We start from the raw sequence: 25994 nt of genomic DNA, 5'->3' as shown, positions 1-25994 counted from the left end.
GGTCAGGCGGCCTGCGTGGCCCCGTCCGGCCAGCGGCGCGGGTCGGTCAGTCCCTTGAGCCCCTTGCTCAGGTCGTAGCCCGCCGAGGCCAGCCGGTCCCGGCAGGCGGTGAGCATCTCGCGGGTCTGCGGGGTGAAGACCCGGTCGTGGACGGGTTCGGGGATCGCGTTCGCGCTGAGCCGGAACGCCTTCAGCGCCGCGGTCACCGCGCCGGGCGGCACCTCGGGCAGCACGCCGTACATCTCCCTGGCCCACCCGGGCAGCGTGTAGTAGCAGAGCGCGCCGAACGGGAAGTAGGCGGGCTTGCCGGGGTTCAGCATGCGCAACTCGGCGGGGAGACGCGGCCAGAGCAGGAAGCGGACGGTCTCGGCGGCCTCGGGGGTGACCTTCAGCGCGGGCCGCACCCGGGCGAGGTAGTCCTCCATCTCCGCCAGCGAGCCGGGCACGTCCTCGGCGTGCAGGCCCACGTAGGTCGCGCTGCGGCGCTGTTCGGCGAGGTAGCGGTCGGCCTGGCGGCCGGTGAGCCCGAGACCCGCCCGCCGCGCCACCTCCAGATAGGACGAGACCTCGGCGCAGTGCACCCAGAGCAGCAGCTCCGGATCGTCCACCCGGTGGAGCCTGCCCGTCTCCGGGTCGTCGATGCGCAAGCTCCGGTGGATGGCCCGGACCCGGCGGCCGATCGCGTCGGCCTCCGCGGGACTGCCGAACGTGACCCGGCCCACGAAGTCGGCGGTACGGCGGAGCCGCCCGAACGGATCCTCCTGGAAGGTGGAGTTCTGCCGGACGCCGCGCATCGCGAGCGGGTGCAGTGCCTGGAGCATGAGGCCGCGGACTCCGCCGATCCACATGGAGCGGTCGATGTGCACGAGCCAGGTCGACGTGTGCGGGGGCTGGACGACGAGGTCTTCGATGCTCTGCATAGTAAGCAGATAATTACATGGCATTGGATGAGTCGTCCAACAGGGGTGCCCGGAACGGGAAAGGCCAGGTCACGAGGTGCGGGACGCCGGCGCGACGCCGAGGGAGCGGCCCTGCCGTGCGCCGGTCCCCGCTGGTCAGGGCACGGCTCAGCTGAGCAGCCGGGCCTCTGCGGTGTTCCAGAAGCGGGTGAGCGCGGCGGCCGTGGTCTCCGGTGCCTCCACGGCCGGGGAGTGGGCCGCCCCGGGCACGACCACGCACTCGGCGTCCAGCCGGTGGGCCATCTCGGACTGCATCGCCGGCGGCCAGCCGTCGTCGTGCTCGCCGTACAGGACCAGCAGGTCCACCCCGACCTGGGCGAGCTCGTCGCACCGGTCGGGGGCGGAGAGCACCTGGCGGGTCATGGTGTCCATGCCCACGGGCGAGTTGGAGAACAGCCGCTTGCGCAGGAACGAGACGATCTCGTCGGGCACCCCGGCGGCCAGCGCCTCCGGCTCCATCCGGTCGTGCCAGAGGTGCTGCATGCCGCGCTCGGGCAGCTCGGTGAGCATGCGGCGGCTGAAGCGCTCGCGCGGGCCCACGATCGCGGCCGGCCCCGAGCTCATCAGCGTGTAGGAGGCGAACTTGGTGCGGCCGTCGATGACCGCCTCCCGGGTGACCAGGCCGCCGAAGGAGTGGCCGACCAGGTGGACGGGCTCGCCGTCACCGACGCTCTGCGCCAGGACGTCGATGTCGTTGCCGAGCGCCGCGCAGGTGTAGGCGGCGGGATCGTCCGGGCCGTTCGTCTCGTACTGGCCGCGCATGTCGACCGCGACGACCCGGCGGCCGGCCTGGGCGAGCGTCTGGAGGACGGCGATGAAGTCCTCCTTGCTGCCCGTGAGGCCGGGGACCAGCAGGGCGGGCCAGCGCTCGGGAACGCCGCTGACGGGCAGCGCCTCCAGAGCGGCGAACGTGCCCACCGCCGTGTCCACCGAGACCGAGCGGACACCGGGAGGCAGGGTCAGAAAGCGCGGCGTACTCACGTGAGACCACGATACCTCTCCGGGCGGGATGGCTCGCCGCTTCCGGTGGGCGGCGGAGGGGGCGCGACGCCTGGGACGCTCCCCCTCCGCGTACCGGGTCAGTTGCCCCGGCGGGGCCTCTGCTGCCCTCTGGGAGCGGGGCGGCGGCGGTTCTGGACGCGCTCGGTGGCGGCCGACGGGGCGACCTCGTCGTCGTCCGTCGCCAGATCCGGCGACTGGAAGATCACCGTGAACGGGTTCGGCGGAATGATCTTCTCGGGCTGGGGGAGCGGTGCGGGGGCCGCGGGCTCGTCATCGTCGTCCCAGCGGGAGTCCTCGGTCTCCTCGCCCGCCGCGGACCGGCCGGAGCCGGTCTCCTGGTCGCGCCCGCTCCTGCGGGTACGGCCGCGCCGGGACGCGGGCCCGTCGTCGTGGGATGCCATATCTGCCTCCACCTCGGGGAGCTCGGCGACAGGGCTCCGGATCTCCTCGGCCTCGGCCGGCGCCGCGGTCTCCTCGACCGTCCGCGCGGCGCGCGCGCGCCGCCTGCGCGGCTCCTCGGCGGCGGGAGCCGCCGGGACCTCCGCGGCGATGCCGGGCAGCTCGGGGACCGCCACGACGGCGGTCTCCACGACGGCGGTCTCCGCGACCGGGGTCCTGGAGACCTCGACGGCCTCGGTGGCCTCGGTGGCGGGGACCGCGGCCACCGCCGTCTCCGCGGCGGCCTCCTCGCCGCGCCGGCCGCCGCGCGTGCGACGGCGCTCGCGCGTGCGGACGGGACGCTCGCGGCGCTCCTGCTGCTCCTCGTCACGGCCCCTGCGCCCGCCGCGGGAGCGGACGCGGCCGGTCTCGCCGAGGTCCTCGACCTCTTCGGCGGCCAGTCCCGCCCGGGAGCGGTTGGCGCGCGGCAGCACACCCTTGGTGCCCTCGGGGATGCCCAGGGCGCTGTAGATGTGCGGGGAGGTCGAGTAGGTCTCGACCGGCTCGGCGAAGTCGAGCGAGAGGGCGTTGTTGATGACCTTCCAGCGGGTGAGGTCCTCCCACTCCACGAAGGTCACCGCGACACCGGTACGGCCGGCCCGGCCTGTGCGGCCGATCCGGTGCACGTACGACTTCTCGTCCTGCGGGCAGTCGTAGTTGACGACGTGGGTCACGTCGTCGACGTCGATGCCGCGGGCCGCGACGTCGGTGGCGACCAGCACGTCGATCTTGCCGTTGCGGAAGGCCCGCAGGGCCTGCTCGCGCTGGCCCTGACCGAGGTCGCCGTGGACGGCCGCGGCGGCGAAGCCGCGCTCCTTGAGGTCCTCCACGACCCGGTCGCAGGCCCGCTTGGTCTCGCAGAAGACCATCGTGAGCCCGCGGCCCTCGCACTGCAGGAGGCGCCCCAGGATCTCGATCTTGTCCATCCGGTGCGTGCGCCAGACGAACTGCGTGGTCTGCGGGGTGGCCTCGGCCTCGGCGTCGTTGCTCTCGGCCCGCACGTGGGTGGGGCGGTTGAGGTAGCGCCGGGACAGGGCGACGATCTCGCCCGGCAGGGTGGCGGAGAACAGCATCGTCTGGCGCTCGGCCGGGACGAGCTTGATGATCCGCTCGATGTCGGGCAGGAAGCCCAGGTCGAGCATCCGGTCGGCCTCGTCCAGGACGAGCGAGCCGATCTGGGAGAGGTCCAGGTGCTTCTGCTTGACCAGGTCGAGCAGACGGCCGGGGGTGCCGACGATGACGTCGACGCCCTGCTGGAGGGCCTCGATCTGGGGCTCGTAGGCGCGCCCGCCGTACACGGTGAGGATGCGGGAGCCCAGCTTGCCGGAGGCCGTGACCAGGTCGTCGGTGACCTGGACGGCCAGCTCGCGGGTGGGCACGACGATCAGCCCGCGGGGCTTCTTGCGGTTCTTGCGGGGCTTGCCGACACGCTGGAGCATCGCCACGCCGAAGGCGTAGGTCTTGCCGGTGCCGGTGCGCGCCTGGCCGATGATGTCCTGGCCGGCGAGGGCCAGGGGTAGTGCCATCTCCTGGATAGGGAACGGCGTGGTGATGCCCTCGGTGGCGAGGGCATCGGCGATCTCCGGTGTGACTCCGAGGTCTCGGAACGTCGTCAGCTTGGCCTGCCTAAATCTCCGTTGAAGGCAGTCCTGCCGGGACCACGGGCCGAAAGTCTCCCCGTGCCGGGTCCTCGCGGAAGGGCCAGCCCTCTCATGTCATCAGCGACCGCTGCGGCGTCACGCCGACTTTCAGGGGGGCGTTCAGGATGGGCCTCCTGAATAACACAGTGCGGTCGCACTTTCACAGGCGAGTGTACCCGATACCACAACCGGGAACCGATTTCCTGGCATTCGGCGTGAATGACGGGACGGCTCCGTGTGCGGCGGCGCCGGTTCAGCGATCTCGCGAGGTGCTCGTAGGCTGCCGCCATGAGTGATTCCCGCCCCGGCGTCGCCGACCTGCTCGGCGTCCTCGCCTATGCCGAGCTGACCGCCTTCCTCCGCCTCGCCGAGGACGCCGCGCGCCACGCGCCGACGCTCACCGACCGGGCCGAGCTCGGCGACCTCGCCGCGGCCGAGTACGCGCACTTCCGCCTGCTCCGCGACCGGCTCGTGTCGGTCGGGGCGGACCCGGAGGAGGCGATGGCCCCGTTCGTCGAGGCGCTGGACGGCTGGCACGAGCTGACCGCGCCGAAGGACTGGATGGAGGCCCTGGTGAAGGCGTACGTCGGCACGGGGATCGCGCTCGACTTCTACCGGGAGGCGGCCTCCCGCGTGGACGAGGAGACGGGGGCGCTGGTCGAGGAGGTGCTCCAGGACGAGGAGCGCTGCCGGTTCGCGGCGGACCGGGTCGGCGCGGCGCTCGAGAAGGACCCGACCCTGAACGGGCGCCTGGCGCTGTGGTCCAGGCGGATGGTCGGTGAGGCGCTGAGCCAGGGCCGGCGGGTGGCCGAGGCCCGGCCGGAGCTGGCCGCCCTGCTGGTGAGCGGGGACGGGGAGGACGTCACCGGGATGTTCAGCCGGCTGAGCGAGGCGCACGGCAGGCGGATGGCGGCCCTGGGGCTGACGCCGGGACCGTGACGCCGGGACCGTGACGCCGGGACCGTGACGCCGGGACCGTGGCTCCGGGGCCGGCCCCGGAGCCACGGCCGGACGCCTGGTCTAGAGGGTGCCGCCGAAGCCGACGGGCCGGGCCTCCTCCTCGCCGATCTCGACGAAGCCGAGCGAGGCCATGGGCACCAGCACCCGGCGCCCCTTGACGTCGGTGATGGAGAAGACGCCCCGGTCGGCGACGAGGGCCTTGCCGAGCTCCTCCTCGACCTGCTCGGCGGAGAGGTCGGTCTCCACCACGAGCTCGCGGTGCACGGACCGCACGCCGATCTTGATTTCCATTGGGCTCCCTTTCGGTGAGGGCTCTTGTCCCATCGTTGCCCTCCCGGGAGCCCCGCGCCCCGGCTGATCGCGTCAAGCGAACACCACGGGGGATCCGCGCCGCGCCGGCGTCACGGTGAGCCCTCGGCGAGCCCCCGGTGAGCCCCCAGTGAGCCCTCAGCGAGTGTCCGCGGTGAGTGCGGAGGTCAGCTGGTGCGGGGGAAGCCGGAGATGCCGCGCCAGGCCAGGCGGGCCATGAGCTGGGTGGCGGCGTCCTTCGGGATGGAGCCCCCGCTGCTGAGCCAGTAGCGGGCGCTGACCTCGGCCATGCCGACCAGGCCGACGCCCAGCAGGTGCGCCTCGTCGCTGGGGCAGCCGGTGTCCTCCTGGATGACGTGGCTGATCATCTCGGCGCTCTCGCGGAGGTTGCGCTCGATGCGCTGGCGGACCGGGGCCACGTTGCGCAGGTCGGACTCGAAGACGAGGCGGAAGGCCTCGCCCTGCTCGGAGACGAACTCGAAGAAGGCGCCGATCGCGGCCTGGACGCGCTGCTTGTTGTCCGTGGTGGAGGCGAGCGCGTCCCGGCAGCGGGTGATCAGGTCGTCCACGTGCAGGTCGAGCAGTGCCAGGTAGAGCTCCTGCTTACCGGGGAAGTGCTGGTAGAGCACAGGCTTGCTGACCCCGGCCCGCTCGGCGATCTCGTCCATCGCGGCCGCGTGGTAGCCGTTCTCCACGAACACTTCCTGCGCCGCGCTGAGCAGCTGGCGGCGGCGGGCCATCCGGGGCAGCCGGGTGCCCCGGGGCTTGGCGTCCGGGGTAGTGGTCACGGCGGTCTCCTTGCGGGATGCTCCTGTTGTCTCCGGGTCATCCTACGCGTGAGTAACCAGGTCAGCGATAGTCGTCCTCGTCGAGCTCCACCTCGCGGCTCTGGTCCGCGGCGTCGGCGGGGTCCGCGTCGAAGGGGATCCGGTCGGGCCAGCCCCGCCCGCCGGGGCGCACCTCCTGGAGCTGCTCGGCGACGTCGGCCTCCGGGGTCTCGATGCCCGTCCCCGCGGGCGCCTCCTCGGACACGGTGTCGTCGATCTCCTCGAGGGCGGTCTCGTTCACGTCCATCTCCGACATCGGTCCGTCCTTCCGTCCTCCCGTGAACACTGGACGCCACCCAGCGTACGTCGCCGTCCCCGCCGTGCCAGGCAAGGTTGGGCATCGGATCCGTTGTGGCGGGTATGTGCCTCATTGGTAAGTGTTTCCACGCACTTGGCGATTTTTCCGAACGTGTGCGCGAAACTCGGGTGAAGGACTCCGGGAGGGTCGCTCCGAGACGAGGGGGACGGCATGCGAAGCATCTGGAACGGCGCGGTGTCGTTCGGGCTCGTCACGATCCCGATCAGGGTCTACACCGCGACGGAGCAGCGCGGCGTCGCCTTCAACCAGGTGCACCGGGAGGACGGCGGGCGGATCAGGTTCCGCCGCTTCTGCGAGGTCTGCGGCGAGGACGTGCCCTACGCCGAGGTGGCCAAGGGCTATCCGCTGCCGGCCGGGGAGACGGTGGTCCTCGATGACGACGACTTCGAGGACCTGCCGCTGGCGACCGCGCGCCGGATCGAGGTCCTCCGGTTCAGCCCGGCGGACCAGATCGACCCCATCCTGCTGGCCAAGTCCTACTACCTGGAGCCGGACCCGGCGGGGGTGCGGCCGTACGTGCTGCTGCGCGACGCGCTGGAGCGGTCGGGGCGGGTGGCGGTGGTGAAGGTGGCGCTCCGGCAGCGGGAGTCGCTGGCGGTGGTGCGCGTCAGGCAGGGGGTCCTCGTGCTGGAGACCCTGCTCTGGCCCGACGAGGTGCGCCCTGCGCCCTTCGCTTTCCTGGAGGAGGAGGTGGCGGTCCGTGAGCAGGAGGCGGGGATGGCCGACTCCCTCGTCGAGGCCATGAGCGGCGACTTCGACCCGGCCGCCTACCGCGACGCCTACCGGGAGGCGCTGCTGGAGGTCGTCGAGGCGAAGGTGGCGGGGCGGCAGGCGGTCCGGCCGCCGGCCCCGGTGGCGGAGGGCGGGCCGCCGCCGGACCTGATGGCCGTGCTGCGGGCCAGCGTGGACGCGGCCAAGCGCGACCGGGGGGAGCAGGACGCCTCCGGGGGCAGGCCCCGCAAGCCCCGCCGGTCCGCCTGACGGGAGGCGCCGGGCCGGTCCCGGGCGCCGGACGCGGCCGTGTGCCGTGGCGCCCGGGGCGGGCGTCACGGCACACGGGGCGTATCCGGGGGCCGGCCCTGGGGCGCGGCTCCCGTCGTCACCGGGTCACGAGCCGGAGGTCCCGGTGGTGGTGGCGGTGGCGGTCTCGTCGGTGCTGATGCGCGGGCCCTTCTTCAGCTGGCTCTTGTGCACGTGGCCCTCCTGGCCCGAGGCGCCGACGACCTTGCGCCAGTTCTCCCGGGAGCGCTTGCAGTTGCCGACGGTGGTCTGCCCGGCGAAGAGGACGTCGACGGTCTTGTGCCTCTTGTTCCAGGAGTACGGCGTCTTGCCCGGCTTCTTGCGAACCTTCGCGACACCGTTGGCCGGGACGTTGCGCACCATGTACATGCACCGGTCCTGGGCCTGGGCGGGCGTCGCGGTGACCGCGGTGAGGGCGACCATGCCGGCGCCGGTCATGACCGCCGCCGTGAGAGCACTGGCGATTCGCTTCGAGAACATTCGTCACTCCTTCTCTACCGATGTTGTGACTATCGCCTTGATGTCCGGATTCATGCGCCAAAAACGGTCACGAAGAGTAATGTACTGAATGCATATAGTTACCATAGTGCGCCTTTGGCTATTTTCCGACAAAACGGACATATTGCTTGGAGGGTGTGTCGAGGGCGCGGGTCACGCGGTGCACGGAAGGTGTACGGGGGACGCACGGGGGACGCACGGGGGACTGGTTTCCGAGGAGTGCGGCGATGGATATCGTCCCGGCAGGGAGCGAACCGCAGGAGGCAGACATGACAGACGGTCCCATCCCGTGCTGGCCCGGCAGGCTGGTCGATCTGGGGGAGCGCCGCGTCCACGTGCGCTCGACCCCGGCCGGTCCGGCCGAGACCGCCGTCTACGTGCACGGCCTGGCCGGGTCGGCGACCAACTGGACGGACCTGATGGGCGAGCTGGCCGACGTGGTGACCGGCCACGCGGTCGACCTGCCCGGCGCCGGGCACTCACCGGAGCCGGCCGACGGCGACTACTCCATCGCCGCCCACGCCCGGACCGTCGAGGAGTTCGTCGAGCGGACCGCCGACCGGCCCGTCCACCTGTTCGGCAACTCCCTGGGCGGCGCGGTCTCCGTACGGCTGGCCGCCACCCGCCCCGACCTGGTGCGCTCGCTCACCCTCATCTCCCCGGCGCTGCCCGACCTGACGCCCGGGTACGGCCCGGCCCGCGTCGCCCTGTCCACGGTGCCGGTGCTGGGCGAGTGGGCCTTCGACCGGCTCCGCCTGCTCCCGGCGGAGCGCCGGCTCAACGCCACGCTCGGCCTGTGCTACGCCGACCTCGGCCGGGTCCACCCGGAGCGGCTGCGCGAGGCGGCCGAGGAACTGCGCCGCCGTGACGCGCTGCCGTACGCGGGGGCGTCGGTGATCAACTCGGCGCGCGGCCTCGTCGCGGAGTACATCAGGGAGTACTTCCGGCGCGGCGCCGACAGCCTCTGGCGGCAGGCCGCCCTGGTGAAGGCGCCCACGCTGGTCATCCACGGCCGCCACGACCGGCTCGTCAACCCGCGGGCGGCCGCGCGGGCCGGCCGTACGTTCCCGGATGTGCGCCTGGTGCTGCTGCCCGACGCCGGGCACGTGGCGCAGATGGAGGTGCCGGAGAGAGTGGCACGTGAGGCACGCCGTCTGATATGTGAGACGGCGCCCGTCTCGATTGGGGAATGAGCGAAGGCCCCGGCTAGGTTGTGAGTGGTGCGCTAGCCGCTAGCCGCATTCGTCAAGACCCCTGAAACGGGAGTGGAACCGTGTCGTTGCCACCGCTGGTAGAGCCGGCAGCCGAGCTGACCGTCGAGGAGGTGCGCCGTTACTCGCGCCACCTCATCATCCCCGACGTGGGCATGGCCGGGCAGAAGCGCCTGAAGAACGCGAAGGTGCTCTGTGTGGGCGCCGGCGGACTGGGCTCGCCCGCCCTGCTGTACCTCGCGGCCGCGGGTGTGGGCACCTTGGGAGTCATCGACTTCGACGTCGTCGACGAGTCCAACCTGCAGCGCCAGGTCATCCACGGTCAGTCCGACATCGGCCGTCCCAAGGCCGAGAGCGCCGCGGCCTCCGTCAGGGAGATCAACCCCCTGATCGACGTGGTCGTCCACAACGAGGCGCTGACCACCGAGAACATCATGGAGATCTTCTCCGGCTACGACCTGATCGTCGACGGCACCGACAACTTCGCCACCCGCTACATGGTGAACGACGCGGCCGTCCTGCTCGGCAAGCCGTACGTCTGGGGCTCGATCTACCGTTTCGACGGCCAGGTGAGCGTGTTCTGGGCCGAGCACGGCCCCTGCTACCGCTGCCTGTACCCCGAGCCCCCGCCGCCCGGCATGGTGCCCTCCTGCGCCGAGGGCGGCGTGCTCGGCGTGCTGTGCGCCTCGATCGGCTCCATCCAGGTCAACGAGGCCATCAAGCTGCTCACCGGCATCGGCGAGCCGCTGGTCGGCCGTCTGATGATCTACGACGCCCTGGAGATGACCTACCGCTCGGTCAAGGTCCGCAAGGACCCCGAGTGCGTGCTCTGCGGCAAGAACCCGACGGTCACCAGCCTCCTGGAGGACTACGAGGCGTTCTGCGGCGCCGTCTCCGAGGAGGCGCAGGAGGCCGCGGCCGGCTCCACCATCACCGCGACCGAGCTCAAGGCCTGGCAGGACCGGGGCGAGAACATCTACGTGGTCGACGTCCGGGAGCCGAACGAGTACGAGATCGTCTCCATCCCGGGCGCCGTGCTCATCCCCAAGGGCGAGTTCCTCAACGGCTCCGCGCTGGAGAAGCTCCCGCAGGACAAGAAGATCGTGCTGCACTGCAAGTCCGGCGCCCGGTCCGCCGAGTGCCTGGCGATCGTCAAGAACGCAGGCTTCTCCGACGCCGTCCACGTCGGCGGCGGCGTGCTGAGCTGGATCAAGGCGGTCGACCCGAGCCTGCCGACCTACTAGTCCTACTAGGTCTACTAGGCCTATTAGGTCTACTAGGCCGTCCACCGGACCGCACCGCCGGGCCGGCGGACCCGTACGCCCCGCGGAGCCCCGGCTCCGCGGGGCGTCGCCGTTCCGCCGGGCCGTCCCATCGGGCCGTTCCGCCGGGCCGTCCCATCGGGCCGTTCCACCGGGCCGGCGGGCCGGGCCGTCCCGCGGGCCGGAGCGGAGGCCGGAACGGGACACGTTTGCGCCGAACCGGCGGAAGGCACCCGCTCCACCGCACTAAGGTCGGGGGCGTGAACGACGTGCCAGGTCGGCGGCGGGTGTGGCCTGCGCTGGTCGCGGCGTCCGCGCTCGCCCTCACCTGCGCGGCCGTGGCCGGCGTGGCCGCCAGCGCCGCGGGGGCCGAGCTCACCCGGGGCCCGGACGCGGCGGAACTGGAACGGGCGGCCGCCGAGGAGGTGGCCCGCCGCTGGCGGGCGTGGCCCACGGGGAGGATCTTCCCCGAGACGGTTCCCTACTCCGCCGAGCAGGGCGGGACGGAGCGGGCCCGCCGGGTGGGCATCTCGCCGGAGACCTCCTGCGACCGCGCCGTGGACGCCCGGCTGCGCGAGCCCCTGGCCCGCTCGGGCTGCCGGGGGATCCTGCGCGCCACCTATCTCGACGCGCTCCAGGGCGTCGTGCTCACCGTCGGCGTCGCGGCCTTCCCGGACCCGGCCTCCGCCGCCTCCGCCGAGACCGCGCTGCCCCGCGGCGGGCGCCCCTCCCCGGGGCTGAGGGCCCTGGCCTTCCCCGACACGGTCGCCGAGCGGTTCACGCCGGCCGTACGGCAGGCGAGCGTGGCGCGCGCGGGCGGGCCGTACCTGGTGATGGTCACCGCCGGGCGGGCGGACGGGCGGCCCGCGAAGAGCGCGGGGCAGCCGCGGCCGACCCTGTACGCCTTCACCGGCGACATCGCCGACCGGATACTGACGACCGTGTCGGCCCCCGCCCGGCCCGACTGCTCCATGCCGGAGTGGCGGTGCTGAGGCGGACCCGCGGCCCGGCCGGCGCACGGACCGGCGTACGGACCGGCGTACGGACAGAGGAGCGGACCGGCGTACGGACCGGGTGGCGGACCGGGTGGCGGGTGACCGCCGCCGGGACGCTGGCCGTGCTCGCCTGCGGGCTCGCGCCCGGAGCCCCGGCCCGCGCCGACGAGGTCCGCGACGGGCAGCGGGAGGTGCTGCGGACGCTGGGCCTGCCCGGCGCCTGGCGGATCTCCAAGGGGCAGGGCGTGACCGTCGCGGTGCTGGACTCCGGGGTGGACGCCGGCCATCGCGACCTGACGGGCTCGGTGACCGAAGGCAGGGACTTCACGGCGGGCGCCAACCCGCCGGGGGTGAGACCCCCGAAGCTGCACGGCACCTACATGGCCTCGCTCATCGCCGGGCACGGGCACGGGCCGGGCGGCGGCGACGGGGTGATCGGCGTCGCCCCCCGGGCGGAGGTGCTCTCGGTGCGGGTGATCCTGGAGGACGAGGAGCCGGGTTTCCGGGAGTTCAACTCCGCCGAGCGGTACGAGAACGTGGTGGCCAGGGGCATCCGGTACGCCGTGGACCACGGCGCCGACGTGATCAACATGTCGATCTCGAAGGAGCTGGCGACCGCCGAGGAGCGGGCGGCGATCCGCTACGCCGTCTCCCGGGGGGTGGTGCTCGTGGCGGCGGCCGGGAACGAGGGGGCGGACGGCGGCTCCGGCGGGCAGGCGCCCTACTCCTACCCGGCGGCGTTCCCGGGGGTGGTCTCGGTGGCGGCGACCGGGCCGGGCCTGCGCCGGGCCTCGTTCTCCAACGCCAACCCGTCGGTCCTGGTGGCCGCGCCCGGGGTGGACGTCCTCGGGGCGGGTCCCGGCGACGCGTACTGGGTCGGCCGCGGCACCTCCCAGGCGACCGCGCTGGTCTCCGGGGTGGCCGCCCTCATCAAGGCCGAGTATCCGGAGATGTCGCCCGCGCTGGTCGTGCAGGCGATCACCGCGGGCGCGACCCGGCGGCCCGCCGGCGGGTACGACACCGGGACGGGCTTCGGCGTGGTCAACGCCGCCCGGGCGCTCGCCGAGGCGGCCCGGATCTCCGGGCACACCCACACCGCCGCGGGACCCGCCGCCGCCGACCCCGCCCGCCCGCTGGGCGGGCCGGCCCCGCCGGTGCGGGTGGTCCGCCGGGACGGGCGCGCGGTCGCCGTCTACGCGGGCGTGGCCGGGACCGCCGGGCTCGGGGCGGTCGCCTCCCTCGTGCTGATCGCGGTCGTCGCCGGTCGGGGACGGGCGGACGACCGGCCGGGAGCCGCCCGCGCCCGGCAGCCCGTGCCCGCGCCCTGATCTCCGCCCGCCCGCGGGAGGGCGGGGGCCCGGTGGAGCCCCCGGAGCCTCCGGCGGCCGAAGGCCCGATCTCCCGGCCGCCGGAGGGCGGGAGACCGGCGGGCACCGGCCGTGACGGCGAAAACACGGTCCGCCGCTGGGGTGCTGGAAGAGGGCGACGTAGCATCGGAGTATGTCGCAGCCCGGGAGGTCCCAGGAGCCGGACCGGCATCTGGAAACCTCGCCGCCGCGTGCCCGGCGGGACCGGCCCCCGGCCGGCTCCGGGACGTGGCGTGCCGGAGCGGCGGGGGCCGTGCGGTCCCGGCGCGCGTCCGGCCGGCCGGACGCCGAGCGGCGCGCCAGGGTCCGCCCCTGGCCGAGGGCGTTCCGCGAGCGCGTGGCGCCCGGACCCGCAGAGGCGGAGATCCTGGAGCGCGGCGTCCGGTTCCGCGCCGTCCTGTCGCTGCTGCTGGGGATGGTCCTGGCGGTCTCCGCGCTCGGCGCGCTGGCCGGGCTGGTCGGGCTGCTCCGCGAGACCACGGCACGCCCGCTGACCGAGGCGGAGAAGACGCACTACGTCGAGGAGGACATCGCCCGGCGGTGGCACTCCTGGCCGGCGGCCCTGGTCTTCCCCCCGGAGCTGGAGTACGTCGGCCTCGGCCGGGCGCAGCTGTACGCGCGCAGGGTCGGCATCGCCCCCGAGACCACCTGCCGGTCGGGCACGGACGCGGCGGTCGGGGAGATCCTGGAGCGGCACGGGTGCCGCACGCTCCTGCGCGCCACCTACGTCGACCAGAGCTCCACGTTCGCGGTCACCGTGGGGATCGCCGTGATGGAGGACGCGGAGCGGCGGGCGGCGGCGACCGGCGAGCTGGCGAGCGACGACCGGGTGGGTGTGCGCCCGGTGGCGTTCCGGGGCACCGCCACCGAGCTGTTCGGCGCGGCCCAGCGCCAGCGCAACGCCTGGCTGGGGGTCGGGCCGTACGTCGTCTTCTCCGCCGCGGGCTACGCCGACGGGCGCACCCGCGACTCGGTCGCCCCGGAGGAGATCGTGCACAGCGAGCTGTGGCCGGCGGCCCAGGCGGTGGCCGGGCGCATCGCGCACGCCCTGGGCGCCGAGCCCGACGTGCCGCGCTGCACCGAGGGGAACGTGTGCTGAGGCGGCGGTGGCGGTCGGCGGTGAGCGCGCCGGTCGCGGGCCTGACGGCGCTCCTGGTCGCGTTCTGCGCGGTGCCCGCCGCGCCGGCCGGCGCCGCGGACGTCCGCGAGGACCAGCGCTGGGTCCTGGAGGCCCTCAACGCCGAGGAGGCGTGGAAGACCAGCAGGGGAGCGGGCGTCACGGTCGCCCTGGTGGACAGCGCCGTGGACGCCGAGGTCGCCGAGTTGCGGGGCAGGGTCACCGCCGGGCCGGTGCTGGGATCGGACACGTTCGCGCGGGCGGACTCGACCGGGCGGCGGCACGGCACGGCGATGGCCTCGCTCATCGCCGGGGCGGGCAAGGGCGGCGGCGGGCTGCTCGGCGTGGCGCCCGAGGCGCGGGTCCTCTCCCTCCCGATGGCGCTGGACGAGGACCTCCCGGTCACCGCGGGCGATGACCTGCGTACGGGGAGGGACAGCCCGCTGGCCCGGGCGATCCGCTACGCGGCCGACAACGGGGCCGACGTCGTCAGCATGTCGCTGGGGGCCTACGGCCCGCACCGGGCCGAGCGCGAGGCGGTCTCCTACGCGCTGAGCCGGGGGGTCGTGCTCGTCGCGGCGGCCGGCAACGACGGCGAGGGCGGGTACGCCGAGGAGAAGGACACCTCCTTCTGGAGCTTCCCGGCGGGATACTCCGGCGTGATCGGGGTCGGGGCGGTCGACCGGTCGGGCAGGCCCGCCCCGTTCAGCAGCGGCAACCTCTCGGTCATGGTGGCCGCGCCGGGCGTGGACGTGCCGGTGGTGCTCCCCGGCGGGGAGTACGAGTCGTCGCAGGGCACGAGCTCGGCCGCCGCGCTGGTGGCCGGGGTCGCGGCCCTGATCAAGGCGAGACATCCGGAGATGCCGCCGGACATGGTCGCCCGGGCCCTCACCTCGACGGCCGGTCCGGTCCCCGCCGGCTACGACGAGCACGTCGGGTTCGGCGTGGTGGACGCGGGCCGGGCGCTCGAGCGGGCCGGGGAGCTGATGGCCGCCGCGCGCCAGGTCACCGTGGCCGAGGACCACCGCTTCGGCGGGGGCGCGGCGGTGGGGGAGCCTCCCCGGCCGGGAGGCGACCCGCTCCGCCTCTGGCTGTACGGCGTGAGCCTGGCCTGCAGCGTGTTCGCCTTCACCGGGGCCGTCGTCGTGCTGAGCCGGCGGACCGCGTCGCGCTGAGGGCCGTCCCGGCCCCTTCCTGGCCCGTCCCGGCCCGTTCAGGACGCGTTTCGGACACCGTTAGGGCACCATTCGGGCACTGTTCGGCGGCGGCGGGCCCGGATGTCGGGCTTTCCGGGTCGGGACCCGGTGAAGGTTCGCTAGGGTCGCGCATCATGGGGTACGAGTTGCGGGTGGAGCGTCCGGCGCCTCTCACCTTCGCGGAGCTCGCGAACGTGCTGGGGCGGGCGGGGTTCGAGTTCCGCGGTTCGCAGGAGGCGGGCGAGGTCCTGGCGCGTCACGGTGACGGGGTCCATCCCGTCGCCGTCTGGGACGGCGCGCTGTCCGGCGCGCCCGGCTCCGACTGGCACGTGGCGCAGCTGGTGCGGGTCTCCTCGCTGCTCGGAGCGGACCTGGTGGGGGAGGACGGCGAGTCCTACACGCTCCGCGACGGGGTCGTCGAGCAGGTGAACGGCTCCGCCGCCTACGAGTTCGGCAAGATCGACGAGATCCTCGCGGCCGGGCCCGCCGTATGGAGCAGCTAGACGGCGCGGGCCGGGAGCGGCTGGACGGCGCGGGCCGTCCGTCCCCGTACGCCGAGCGGGTCCTCGACCTGGTCGAGGGCATCCCGCCGGGCAAGGTGATGTCCTACGGGGACGTCGCGGAGTACCTCGGCGAGGGCGGCCCGCGCCAGGTCGGCAGGGTGATGTCCGTCTGGGGCGGCGGCGTCCCCTGGTGGCGCGTCGTGCACGCCGACGGCACCCCGCCCCCGGGTCACGAGCAGCGGTGCCTGGAGGCCTGGCGCGAGGAGGGGACCCCGCTGCGGGGGGCGCGTGCGGACATGCGCCTGGCACGCTGGGACGGTTGCCAGGAAATTGACAGATAAGTCGGGAAAAGGACGGTAACTGCTCCCTTCCAGGGCCACTAACATGGCGAAGGACGGACAGCAGTCTGCCCGAAAGGCGGTGCCTCCCCCATGGCCACCGGCGCCTCACCCGCGCGAGCGACCGGCGACCTCGTCGCTGACCGTCTGCGAGTTGTCCAGGATCTCTGCGACCGGGGAGAGCCGCTCGACGCGATGATGAGCGCGGTGCTCGCGGAAGGCCTGACCCCGGCGCAGCGCCGGCGCTTCGACGCCGAGGTGCTGGCGGGACCGCTCGGCACCCGGCTCGACATCGCCGCCAAGCGCGGCGCGGCCCGCCGCCGCGAGTACGTCACCGCGGTCAAGCCCTATCTGGCCGGCGTGCACCCGCGCGTCAAGCTCGACCTGCCGGTCGCCCGGCGGCTCGCCTTCCACCTGATCGACCAGCGCTCCGTGGACGAGCTGGCCGAGGGCGACGCCCTGCAGAAGCTCGTCACGGCCGCCGCGGAGCCGTCCCGGCGCATCCGCAAGAAGATGCGCTGGTACGCCGACCTGCCGCTCCGCGACGAGCTGCCGGAGTCGCTGTACCGGCTGCGCGCCGCCGACCTCGTCCCGGTGACGCAGATCGAGGACGTCTCCTGGGCCGACGGGAAGCTACGGGTCAGCGGCCACGCCTACCTGGCGGGGCTCTCGGTGCGCAGCCGCCGGTTCAACCGCGCCACCGTCGTGCTGCGCGGCCCGCGCTGGCTGCCGCCGGTACGGCTGCGCACGCGCCGCACGCACCACCCGGAGGCCACGCACGGCGCCCGCGAGGCGGGCTGCAACTACGACTGGGCGGGCTTCACCGCCGAGCTGGACCCGCGGGCGCTGCGCTGGCGGGCCGCGCTGCGGGCCGTCGTCCGGGGCGGCAAGCGGCTGCTCCGCCGGCGGGCCACCGTACGCGACACGACCACCTGGCGCGCCGAGATCGTGATCTGGAGCCGCGGCGCCCGCGCGGTCGGCCTGCTCCGCGGCCCGGTCAGCGGCCGCACCGAGCGGCCCGCGGGCCGCGAGATCCGCCCCCGCTGGTGGGTCCGGCCGGTCTGGACCTCCGACCGCGCCTTCCAGGTGGTGCTGCAGCCCACCCGGGCCGAGCTGACCGGGGTACGGCTGGCCGGCGAGCGGCTGGAGCTGACGGTGTTCCTGCCGGACCGGCGGTTCACCCGGGGCCAGGCCCGGCTGGACGGGCACCGGGTGGCGGCCGACTTCACCCCGGTGGAGGGCGGCACCGAGGTCGTCGTGCCGCTGGCCGTGGAGTCGCTCCTGGCCGAGCGGGACGGCGGCAGGCTCTGGATCGAGCCCAAGGGCGACCCGGCGGCCCCGGTCATGATCGGGAGCGCGGCGGAGAGCCGCACCGTCATCGGCGAGCGGGAGATCACGGTCCTGGGCGACCGGCGCGACCGGGTGGTCGTCTCCGCGCACCGGATCCGCCCGATCGTCTCCTCGGCGGCCTGGGAGCCCGAGGGCGCGCTCGTCCTGGAGGGCTCCTACCCCGCCGCGGACGGCGGCCCGGAGACGGGCCCGGCCGAGCTGACGCTCCGCCACCGCACCGGCCTGCTGTACGCCGTCCCCCTGGATCGCGACGGCTCCCGCTTCCGGGCGCGCCTGACCCCGGCGGCGATGCCCCGCTTCGGGGAGGGCGTCCCGCTGGGCAGCGGAAACTGGAGCATCGCGGTCCGCGAGGCGTCCGGGGAGGTCGTCCCGGTCCGGATGGACCACGCGGCCCTGGCGGAGCTGGACGAGAGCCCGAAGACCTTCGCCGGGCGCGAGTACCGGCTGATCTCCACCCGGTTCGACGTGCCGGTGCTGGCCGTGGCCGAGAGCCGGCCCGACGACGAGAAGGGGCCGGGCGGGCTCCACCTGCTCCAGCGCTCCTTCTACCCGGCCCAGCGCACTCAGGAGCTGGCAGACGCGACCGTCTACGTCGCCTACGACGGGCGGCAGTACGAGGGCAACGTCCGCGCGGTCTACGAGGAACGGGTGCGGCGCGGCGACGACCGCGAGCACATCTGGGTGGTCAAGGACGGCGCGTTCACCCCGCCGGGGGCGCGGGAGCTCGGCTTCGGCTCGGAGATCGCGCCGACCGTGGTCCGCGCGGGCAGCCGGGAGCACTACGAGGTGCTGGCCCGCTCCCGCCACGTGGTGACCAACGGCTTCCTGCCGCCCTGGTTCCGGGCGCGCGAGGACCAGGTGGTCGTGCAGACCTGGCACGGCAGCCCGCTCAAGCGCCTGGGCAACGACCTGCCGCACATGTCCCGCGACCCGCGCCCGCCGGCCTGGCATCGCCAGGCGGTCGAGGTGCGCGGCTGGGACCTGCTGGTCTCGCAGAGCCCGTGGGCCACGCCGATCCTGCGCCGGGCCTTCGGCTACCAGGGTGAGGTGCTGGAGAGCGGCTTCCCGCGCAACGACGTGCTGTCCTCCCCCGACCGGCAGGAGTCGGCGGCGCGGGTGCGGGCCCGGCTCGGCGTCCCCGAGGACGTCAAGCTGGTGCTGTACGCGCCGACCTTCCGCGACTACGACCGCAAGAGCAACTCCATCCGGTTCGACCTGGAGAAGGCCCGGCAGGCGATGGGTCCGGGCCACCGCTTCCTGGTCAGGTTCCACTCGATGCAGGCGGCGCCCAACGTGCCGAGGGACCTGGCACTGGATGTCACCACATACCCTGATATGGCCGACCTGCTGCTGGTCGCCGACGTGTTGATCACGGACTACTCGTCCGTCATGTTCGACTTCGTCGCGACCGGCCGGCCGGTTCTCCTGTTCACCTACGACCTGCCGCGCTACTCGGCCAAGCGCGGCCTCTACCTCGACCTGGCGGCCGAGGCCCCCGGACCGCTGCTGTCCACCGGGGCCGAGGTGGTCGAGGCGCTCCGGGACATCGACGCGGTGGCGGCCGAGCACGCCGAGCGCTACGAGCGGTTCAAGCTCACCTACGCGCCGCGTGACGACGGCAAGGCCACCGCGAGGCTGGTCGACCACGTCTTCGTCTCCTGAGCGAGCCTTCCGCCGGGCCCGCGTCCCAGATCGTCTCTGGGGCGCGGGCCCGGCGGTTTCTTCGGCAACCCGGCGTGGATCCGCGGGGTCCGGCCTGGGGATCCCCCACAGGAGTGACGGACCCGGCACGATCACTGCCCGACATCTGGTGGAATGACGAGCTGTGAGTGGTCAGGGCTGGCGGCTGGTGCGCCGTGCGGGCGCGGGGGCGGCCGTTGCTCCCGTGCTGGACGAGCACCAGCGGGCGGTGGTGACCCACGAGAGCGGTCCGCTGCTCGTCCTGGCGGGTCCCGGCACCGGCAAGACCACCACGATCGTGGAGACGGTGGTGGACCGGGTCGAGCGCCGGGGCACCGACCCCGAGCGGGTGCTCGTCCTGACCTTCAGCCGCAAGGCGGCCGACGAGCTGCGCGAGCGCATCACCGCCCGGATGCGCCGCACCACCCGCACGCCGCTCGCGCTCACCTTCCACAGCTACGCCTACGCCCTGCTGCGCCGTGAGGCCGTCCTGGCAGGCCGTCCCGCGCCCCGGTTGCTGACCGGTCCCGAGCAGCTGCTGGAGATCCGCCGCATGCTCCACGGCGAGCTGGAGGAGGGCGCGCCGCAGTGGCCGCAGGACATGCGGGAGGCGCTGAAGACCCGCGGCTTCGCCTCCGAGCTGCGCGACTTCCTCGCCCGCGCCGCCGAGCGCGGCCTGGACGGGCCCGAGCTGGTGGAGCTGGGCCGCCGGCACGGCCGCCCCGACTGGGTCGCCGCCGGGCGCTTCGCCGACCGCTACCAGGCCCGCTTCGACCTGGACCCGGAGGAGGTGCTCGACTACCCCGAGGTGATCCGGGCGGCGGCCGCCCTGCTCGCCGACCCCGAGGTGCGGCTCCGCGAGCGCTCGGCCTACGACGTCGTCCTGGTGGACGAGTACCAGGACACCGACCCCGCCCAGGAGCTGTTGCTCCAGCGGCTCGCCGGGGAGGGGCGCGACCTCATCGCGGTCGGCGACCCCGACCAGTCGATCTACGCCTTCCGGGGCGCCGACGTGCACGCGATCATGGACTTCCCCGACCGGTTCCGCGCCGCGAGCGGGGAGAGGGCGCCGGTCGTCGCGCTGCGCGTCTGCCGCCGGAGCGGGCCCGCCCTGCTGACCGCCACCCGGCGGCTGACCACCCGGCTGCCCGCCGTGCCGGGACGGGCCGCCCACCGCGACCTCGTGCCGCTGCCGGACGCCGAGCAGGGGGACGTGCGGGTCGTGGTGGCCGAGAGCCCCACCCAGGAGGCGGCGGCCGTCGCCGACGCCCTGCGCCGGGCGCACCTGCTCGACGGGGTGCCCTGGGCGCGGATGGCCGTGCTGGTCCGGTCGGCGGCCCGGCAGGTCCCGCTGCTGCGCCGGGCGCTGGTCTCGGCCGGGGTGCCGGTCGTGGTGGGCGGGGGAGAGGTGCCGCTGATCCAGGAGCCGGGCGTGCGCCCGCTGGTCCGGCTGATCCAGGTGGCGCTCCACCCCGAGCGGCTCGACGAGGGCACGGCGGAGGAGCTGCTGACCGGCGCGCTCGGCGGCACCGACATGATCGGCGTGCGCCGTCTGCGCCGGGCGCTGCGCGTCGCCGAGCACGAGGCGCTGGCGTTCCCCGTGGAGTTCGCGGGCGAGGAGGGTGAGGCGGGCGGTGCAGGGCAGGCCCCCGGCACGGTGACGGACGGCGGGACGGACGGCGGGACGGGCACCGTACCGGACACGGAGAGGGACGGCGGGACGGGTGCCGTGGACGGTGGGACCGGCCTCGCCGGGGACGCCGGGGACGCCGGGGACGCCGGGGACGCTGGGGACACTGTGGACGCCGGGAGCGGCGTCGCGGTGGACGGCGGGGCCGCCCGGGAGAAGCCCCGCTCCTCCGGCGAGCTGCTCGTCGCCGCCCTGAAGGACGCGCGGGAGCTGACCCGGATCGAGCCGCACGTGGCGCTCCCCGCCGAGCGGGTGGCCCGGCTCATCGCCGCCGCCACCGAGGTCGTACGGCGCGGCGGCACCGCCGAGGAGGTGCTCTGGGCCGTCTGGCAGGCCACCGACCTGGCCGGGAAGTGGAGCGCGCAGAGCGCCGCGGGCGGGCACCGGGGCCGGCAGGCGGACCGCGACCTCGACGCCGTGGTGGCGCTGTTCGACCGGGCCGCCAGGTTCGCCGACCGGCTGCCCCACGCCGGCGTCGAGGTGTTCGTGGAGGACCTCGTCGCACAGGAGATCCCCGGTGACTCGCTGGCCGCGCGTGCCCCCGAGGGTGACGCGGTCCGCATCATGACCGCCCACCGCTCCAAGGGACTGGAGTGGGACGTGGTGGTCGTCGCGGGGGTGCAGGAGGGCGTCTGGCCCGACCTGAGGCTGCGCGGGACCGTCCTGAGCACCGACGACATGGTCGCCCGCGCGGGCGGGTCGGAGCACGAGAACCCCGCCGCGGTCGCCGCGGCGCTCGCCTCCCAGCTGCTGAACGAGGAGCGCCGCCTGTTCTACGTGGCGGCGACCCGGGCCCGGCGCAGGCTCGTCGTCACCGCCGTGGGCGGGGAGGACGTCGAGGAGCGGCCGTCGCGGTTCCTGTCCGAGCTGGTACCGGGGGCGGGCGAGGAGCCGACCGTCGACGAGCGGTCCCGCTGGCTGAGCATGCCCGCCCTGGTGGCGGACCTGCGCGCGGCGGTGTGCGACGCGAGCAGGCCCGAGCCGCTGCGCCGGATCGCCGCCGGGCACCTGGCCCGTCTGGCGGCGGCCGGCGTCTCCGGCGCCCACCCGGACGAGTGGTACGCCCTCACCCCGATCTCCGACGACCGCCCTCTCGGCTGGCCCGACGACACCGTGCGGATCTCACCCTCGGCCGTGGAGAGCTTCACCAAGTGCGGGCTGCGCTGGCTGCTGGAGACCTCGGTGGGCGCGGGCGGCACGGACGCGGCCCGGGGCCTGGGCACGGTCGTGCACGCGCTGGCCGTGCTCGCCGCCGACGGCCTGCCGACCGAGGAGACCCTCGCCAAGCGGCTGGACGAGGTCTGGAACGAACTGGACTTCGGCGGTGTCTGGTACAACCGCAAGCAGCGCGGGATCGCCGAGGAGATGATCGGCAGGTTCGTCCGCTGGCACCGGGACAACCCCCGGGACCTGGTCGCCACGGAGGAGTCCTTCGTCGCGACGGTCTCCGAGGGCGTCCAGATCAAGGGCCGGGTGGACCGGATCGAACGCGACGAGCAGGGCCGAGCGGTGATCATCGACATCAAGACCGGTGGCGCCAAGCCCTCCGAGGGTGACCTCGAGCGCCACCCGCAGCTCGGCGTCTACCAGCTGGCCGCGCTGCTGGGCGCCTTCCGGCGGCACGGCCTGACCGAGCCCGGCGGCGCCGCCCTGGTGCAGGTCGGCAAGGCGGCGAGCAAGCAGCAGGCGCGCGAGCAGCTCCAGCGCCCCCTGTCGGAGGACCCCGACCCCGGCTGGGCCCGCGACATGGTGGACACCGTCGCGCTGGGCATGTCCGGCCCCTTCTTCCAGGCCCGGGTGAACGACGGCTGCCGCACCTGCGCGGCCCGGGCGAGCTGCCCGGTCAACGAGAGCGGGGGACAGGTGTGCTGAGCGCGGTCAAACTCGCCGAGACGCTGGGCGTCCTGCCGCCCACGCCCGAGCAGGCCGCGGTGATCGAGGCCGGGCTGGAGCCGATGGTCGTGGTGGCCGGGGCCGGGTCCGGCAAGAGCGAGACCATGGCGGGGCGGGTCGTCTGGCTGGTCGCCAACGGCCTCGTCCGGCCCGAGCAGGTGCTGGGCCTGACCTTCACCCGCAAGGCCGCCGGCGAGCTGTCCCACCGCGTCCGGGAACGGCTGGCCGCGCTGGCCGGCACGGTCCCCGCCGACCTGCTGGCGGGCGAGCCGACCATCTCGACCTACCACGCCTACGCCGCCCGGCTGGTCACCGAGCACGCCCTGCGCGAGGCGCTGGAACCCACCATGCGCCTGATCACGCCCGCCGTCGCCTGGCAGCTGGCCGGGCAGGTGGTCAGCGCCTACGACGGGCCGATGGAGGGGATCGACTGGAGCCCGGCCACGGTCACCCGCGCGGTGCTGGAGCTGTCCGGAGAGCTGGCCGAGCACCTGCGCACCCCGCAGGACGTGCGGGAGGTCGGCGCCTGGATCGACGAGCGGTACGGCGAGCTGCCCGGCCGCACGGTCAAGATCCAGCGCGAGGTGCTGGCCGCCCAGCGGGTCAGGGAGCGGCTGCTCCCGCTGGTGGAGGCCTACACCCGGCTCAAGCGCGCCCGCGAGGTCGTCGACCACGGCGACCAGATGGCGCTGGCCGCGAAGATCGCCTCCGGGCACCCCGAGGTCGGCGGGCTCGAGCGGAGCCGGTTCGCCGTCGTCCTGCTGGACGAGTACCAGGACACCAGCCACGCCCAGCTCGTCCTGCTCCGCTCCCTGTTCGGCGGCGGCCACCCGGTGACCGCCGTCGGCGACCCCTGTCAGTCCATCTACGGCTGGCGCGGGGCCTCGGCGGGGAACCTCACCCGCTTCCCCCGCGACTTCCGGACCGTCTCCGGAGAACCCGCGCCCGTCCGGCAGCTCTCGGTCAGCTTCCGCAACGGGGACGCGGTGCTCGACGTCGCCGCCCGGATCCAGCTCCCGCTCCGGATCCAGGCCAGAGAGGTGCCGGTGCTCGTCCCCGGCGGGAACCGGGTCGACCGCGGCCGGGTGGTCTGCGCCTTCCACGAGACCGCCGAGGACGAGGCCGCCTGGATCGCCGGGCAGGTCCACGCCCTGCTGGGCACCGAGTCCGCGCCCGACGGCCTGCCGTGGGGGGAGGGGGAGCGGAAGAAGGCCAAGCAGAGCGCCTGGGGCGGCCCGCAGTGCCTGCAACCGCACGACGTGGCGATCCTCGCCCGCAAGCGCTCGCAGTTCACCGCGCTCCGCCGGGCCCTGGAGGAGCGCGGCATCCCGGTCGAGGTGGTCGGCCTGGGCGGCCTGCTGACCGTGCCCGAGGTCGCCGACATCGTGGCCACCCTGAGGGTGCTGTACGACCCGACGGCCGGGGACGCCCTGGTCCGGCTGCTGGCCGGCCCCCGCTGGCGGATCGGCCCGGCGGACCTGAAGGAGCTGGGCGAGCGGGCCCGGGATCTGAACAGGGAGGCCCGCGAGGGGGCGACCCCGGTGACCGACCCGCTGGAGCAGGTCGTCGCGGAGCTGGCCGAGGAGCGCGGCAGCCTGATCGACGCGCTGGACGAGTTGCCCGACCGCCCCGAGTGGCAGGACCTGTTCTCGCCGGTGGCGCGGGTCCGGCTGGTCGCCCTGGCCCAGGAACTGCGCTCGCTGCGCGCCCGGGCGGGCCAGCCGCTCCCCGACCTGATCATGGAGATCGAGCGCCGCCTCGGCCTCGACATCGAGGTGGCGGCCCGGCACGCGGGCGCGGGGACCTTCGCAGCCCGGGCCGACCTCGACGCCTTCCTCGACGCCGCCTCCCGCTTCGCGGGCGACTCCGAGGACCCGACGCTGGGCGCGTTCCTGGCGTTTCTCAAGGCGGCCGACGAGGAGGAGAACGGGCTGGACGCCGGGCGGGTCGGCGAGAGCAACAGCGTGAAGCTGATGACCGTGCACGCCTCCAAGGGGCTGGAGTGGCCCGTCGTCGTGGTGCCGGGCATGTCGCAGGCGCTGTCGAAGTCGGGCGCGCTGACCACCGGCACGGTCTTCCCGGCCAGGCCGACGGTCAACCCCCGGTGGACGGAGAACGCGCGCCGCCTGCCGTACCCGCTCCGCGGCGACGCCTCCGACCTGCCCCGGCTGACCGGGCTGACCAGGGAGGAGCTGGACGAGTTCGACGAGCGCTGCCGCGAGCGCGACCTGCTGGAGGAGCGGAGGCTCGCCTACGTCGCGGTGACCCGCGCCCACTACCTGCTGATCGCCTCGGGCTACCGGTGGGGCAGTGCGGCCAAGCCCCTGGCGCCGTCGGACTTCCTGGTGGAGATCAGCCAGACCTGCGGCCGGGTGGCCACCTGGGCGACGGAGGCCACCGGGAGCGCGACCAACCCCCTGCTGGCCGAGCCCGCGGAGGAGACCTGGCCCACCGTCGACGACGCCCGCTACGCGGCGGCGCTGGACGGCGCCTACCTGGTCGAGGAGGCCCTCGCCGGTCTCGCCGCCGCGGAGGCGACCGCGCCCGGGACTGCCGTGTCCGGGACTGCCGTGTCCGGGACTGCCGTGTCCGGGACTGTCGCGCCGGGCGGAGCGCGGGCCGGTGGGGCGGAGGAGAGCGGAACGGCCGGGGCCGGCGGGACGGAGGAGGAGCGGCAGGACCCCCTCCTCGCGGAGCTGCGCGGCTGGGACCGGGAGCGGGCCGGCGCCTGGGAGCGGGACACCGAGCTCCTCCTGCGCGAACGCGAGCTGAACCGGCGCCGCCGCGACCGCCTGGTCGAGCTGCCGGCGCACCTGACGGTCTCGTCCCTGGTCACCCTCGCCGCCGACCCCGCGGCCCTGGCCCGCGAGATCCGCCGCCCGCTGCCGAAGAAGCCCGCGCCGACGGCCCGGCGCGGCACCTCCTTCCACCAGTGGCTGGAGTCCCGCTGGGGGCAGCAGCGCCTGCTGGACGAGTTCGAGCTGCCCGGCGCGGGGGACGAGATCGAGGAGACCGAGGCCCGGCTGGCCGAGCTCCAGCGGAAGTTCGAGGAGAGCGAGTGGGCCGGCCGGGAGCCGGTCGAGGTCGAGGTGCCGTTCGAGACGGTGATCGGTGACCGGGTGGTCCGCGGCCGGATGGACGCCGTCTTCCGGACCGCCGACGGCCGCTACGAGATCGTCGACTGGAAGACCGGCCGCCGTCCCGGTGGCCGGGCCAGGTCCGCCGCCTCCGTCCAGCTCGCCGCCTACCGGCTGGCCTGGTCCCAGCTGGCCGGTGTGCCTCTCGAGGCGGTCGGCGCGGCCTTCCACTACGTCCGCGAGGGCGAGACGGTCCGCCCGGTGGACCTCCTCGACGAGCGCGGCCTGGTCGCGCTCATCGAGTCGGTCCCCGCCGCCGGCTGACGGCGGTCCGCCGGGCCCG

The 25994-nt window shown here is 74.4% G+C and carries 20 protein-coding genes; 13 read left to right on the top strand and 7 right to left on the bottom strand.

Annotated features, from left to right (window positions below; all coding sequences use genetic code 11):
- Window positions 1-2: 2 nt before the first annotated feature.
- The 3 genes from ACFOWE_RS08220 to ACFOWE_RS08210 all read right to left on the bottom strand — a co-directional run bounded on the left by ACFOWE_RS08220 (window position 3) and on the right by ACFOWE_RS08210 (window position 3925).
- On the bottom strand, window positions 3-920 hold the full coding sequence (locus ACFOWE_RS08220; protein WP_377286529.1) for an oxygenase MpaB family protein: 918 nt from the start codon (window positions 918-920) through the stop codon (window positions 3-5).
- A gap of 147 nt (window positions 921-1067) precedes the next feature.
- A complete protein-coding gene (locus ACFOWE_RS08215) occupies window positions 1068-1940 on the bottom strand; it encodes an alpha/beta fold hydrolase (protein ID WP_377286527.1) in 873 nt (290 codons plus the stop codon).
- Window positions 1941-2038: 98 nt separating this feature from the next.
- Window positions 2039-3925: a DEAD/DEAH box helicase gene (locus ACFOWE_RS08210; protein WP_377286526.1), complete on the bottom strand. Its 1887-nt coding sequence runs from the start codon at window positions 3923-3925 to the stop codon at window positions 2039-2041.
- A 402-nt stretch (window positions 3926-4327) separates the two neighbouring features.
- Between ACFOWE_RS08210 and ACFOWE_RS08205 the strand changes: the two genes are divergently transcribed.
- Complete coding sequence (locus tag ACFOWE_RS08205) at window positions 4328-4978, top strand: ferritin-like fold-containing protein (protein WP_377286524.1); 651 nt, start codon at window positions 4328-4330, stop codon at window positions 4976-4978.
- An 81-nt stretch (window positions 4979-5059) separates the two neighbouring features.
- On the opposite strand, the gene ACFOWE_RS08200 is transcribed toward ACFOWE_RS08205, so the two are convergent.
- The 3 genes from ACFOWE_RS08200 to ACFOWE_RS08190 form a co-directional block, all read right to left on the bottom strand.
- On the bottom strand, window positions 5060-5290 hold the full coding sequence (locus tag ACFOWE_RS08200) for a DUF3107 domain-containing protein (RefSeq protein ID WP_377286522.1): 231 nt from the start codon (window positions 5288-5290) through the stop codon (window positions 5060-5062).
- Window positions 5291-5475: 185 nt separating this feature from the next.
- Window positions 5476-6096: a TetR/AcrR family transcriptional regulator gene (locus tag ACFOWE_RS08195; protein WP_377286521.1), complete on the bottom strand. Its 621-nt coding sequence runs from the start codon at window positions 6094-6096 to the stop codon at window positions 5476-5478.
- A gap of 61 nt (window positions 6097-6157) precedes the next feature.
- Window positions 6158-6391, bottom strand: a complete 234-nt coding sequence (locus tag ACFOWE_RS08190) for a hypothetical protein (RefSeq protein ID WP_377286520.1) — start codon at window positions 6389-6391, stop codon at window positions 6158-6160.
- 213 nt (window positions 6392-6604) lie between these two features.
- Between ACFOWE_RS08190 and ku the strand changes: the two genes are divergently transcribed.
- Window positions 6605-7435 (top strand): non-homologous end joining protein Ku, encoded by an 831-nt coding sequence (gene ku / locus ACFOWE_RS08185; protein ID WP_377286518.1) that lies wholly within the window; start codon window positions 6605-6607, stop codon window positions 7433-7435.
- A 126-nt stretch (window positions 7436-7561) separates the two neighbouring features.
- Here the strand turns inward: ku and ACFOWE_RS08180 are convergent, their stop codons facing one another.
- Window positions 7562-7954 carry a hypothetical protein gene (locus ACFOWE_RS08180; RefSeq protein WP_377286517.1) on the bottom strand — a complete coding sequence of 131 codons (393 nt, stop codon included), beginning with the start codon at window positions 7952-7954 and terminating at the stop codon, window positions 7562-7564.
- A gap of 287 nt (window positions 7955-8241) precedes the next feature.
- Between ACFOWE_RS08180 and ACFOWE_RS08175 the strand changes: the two genes are divergently transcribed.
- The 11 genes from ACFOWE_RS08175 (at window position 8242) to ACFOWE_RS08125 (ending at window position 25975) form a co-directional block, all read left to right on the top strand.
- Complete coding sequence (locus ACFOWE_RS08175; protein ID WP_377286516.1) at window positions 8242-9165, top strand: alpha/beta fold hydrolase; 924 nt, start codon at window positions 8242-8244, stop codon at window positions 9163-9165.
- Window positions 9166-9245: 80 nt separating this feature from the next.
- On the top strand, window positions 9246-10427 hold the full coding sequence (moeZ, locus tag ACFOWE_RS08170) for an adenylyltransferase/sulfurtransferase MoeZ (RefSeq protein ID WP_377286514.1): 1182 nt from the start codon (window positions 9246-9248) through the stop codon (window positions 10425-10427).
- Window positions 10428-10705: 278 nt separating this feature from the next.
- Window positions 10706-11437: a hypothetical protein gene (locus ACFOWE_RS08165; RefSeq protein WP_377286513.1), complete on the top strand. Its 732-nt coding sequence runs from the start codon at window positions 10706-10708 to the stop codon at window positions 11435-11437.
- Between the two features lie 101 nt (window positions 11438-11538).
- Window positions 11539-12768, top strand: coding sequence for a S8 family serine peptidase (locus tag ACFOWE_RS08160; RefSeq protein ID WP_377286511.1), 1230 nt, complete (start codon window positions 11539-11541; stop codon window positions 12766-12768).
- A 292-nt stretch (window positions 12769-13060) separates the two neighbouring features.
- A complete protein-coding gene (locus tag ACFOWE_RS08155; protein WP_377286510.1) occupies window positions 13061-13906 on the top strand; it encodes a hypothetical protein in 846 nt (281 codons plus the stop codon).
- Window positions 13900-15099 carry a S8 family serine peptidase gene (locus ACFOWE_RS08150; RefSeq protein WP_377286509.1) on the top strand — a complete coding sequence of 400 codons (1200 nt, stop codon included), beginning with the start codon at window positions 13900-13902 and terminating at the stop codon, window positions 15097-15099. Before ACFOWE_RS08155 ends, ACFOWE_RS08150 begins: the two co-directional genes overlap by 7 nt.
- Before the next feature lie 155 nt (window positions 15100-15254).
- Window positions 15255-15623, top strand: coding sequence for a hypothetical protein (locus tag ACFOWE_RS08145; protein WP_377286508.1), 369 nt, complete (start codon window positions 15255-15257; stop codon window positions 15621-15623).
- Window positions 15611-15964 carry an MGMT family protein gene (locus tag ACFOWE_RS08140; protein WP_377286507.1) on the top strand — a complete coding sequence of 118 codons (354 nt, stop codon included), beginning with the start codon at window positions 15611-15613 and terminating at the stop codon, window positions 15962-15964. Before ACFOWE_RS08145 ends, ACFOWE_RS08140 begins: the two co-directional genes overlap by 13 nt.
- Before the next feature lie 90 nt (window positions 15965-16054).
- Complete coding sequence (locus ACFOWE_RS08135; RefSeq protein WP_377286506.1) at window positions 16055-18973, top strand: CDP-glycerol glycerophosphotransferase family protein; 2919 nt, start codon at window positions 16055-16057, stop codon at window positions 18971-18973.
- Window positions 18974-19136: 163 nt separating this feature from the next.
- Window positions 19137-22553: an ATP-dependent helicase gene (locus ACFOWE_RS08130; protein WP_377286504.1), complete on the top strand. Its 3417-nt coding sequence runs from the start codon at window positions 19137-19139 to the stop codon at window positions 22551-22553.
- A complete protein-coding gene (locus ACFOWE_RS08125; RefSeq protein ID WP_377286503.1) occupies window positions 22547-25975 on the top strand; it encodes an ATP-dependent helicase in 3429 nt (1142 codons plus the stop codon). Before ACFOWE_RS08130 ends, ACFOWE_RS08125 begins: the two co-directional genes overlap by 7 nt.
- The last annotated feature ends 19 nt before the right edge of the window (window positions 25976-25994 follow it).

The sequence above is a fragment of the Planomonospora corallina genome (assembly GCF_042650625.1).
GTDB lineage: Bacteria > Actinomycetota > Actinomycetes > Streptosporangiales > Streptosporangiaceae > Planomonospora_B > Planomonospora_B corallina.
This window is presented reverse-complemented; position numbering and strand designations above follow the sequence as displayed.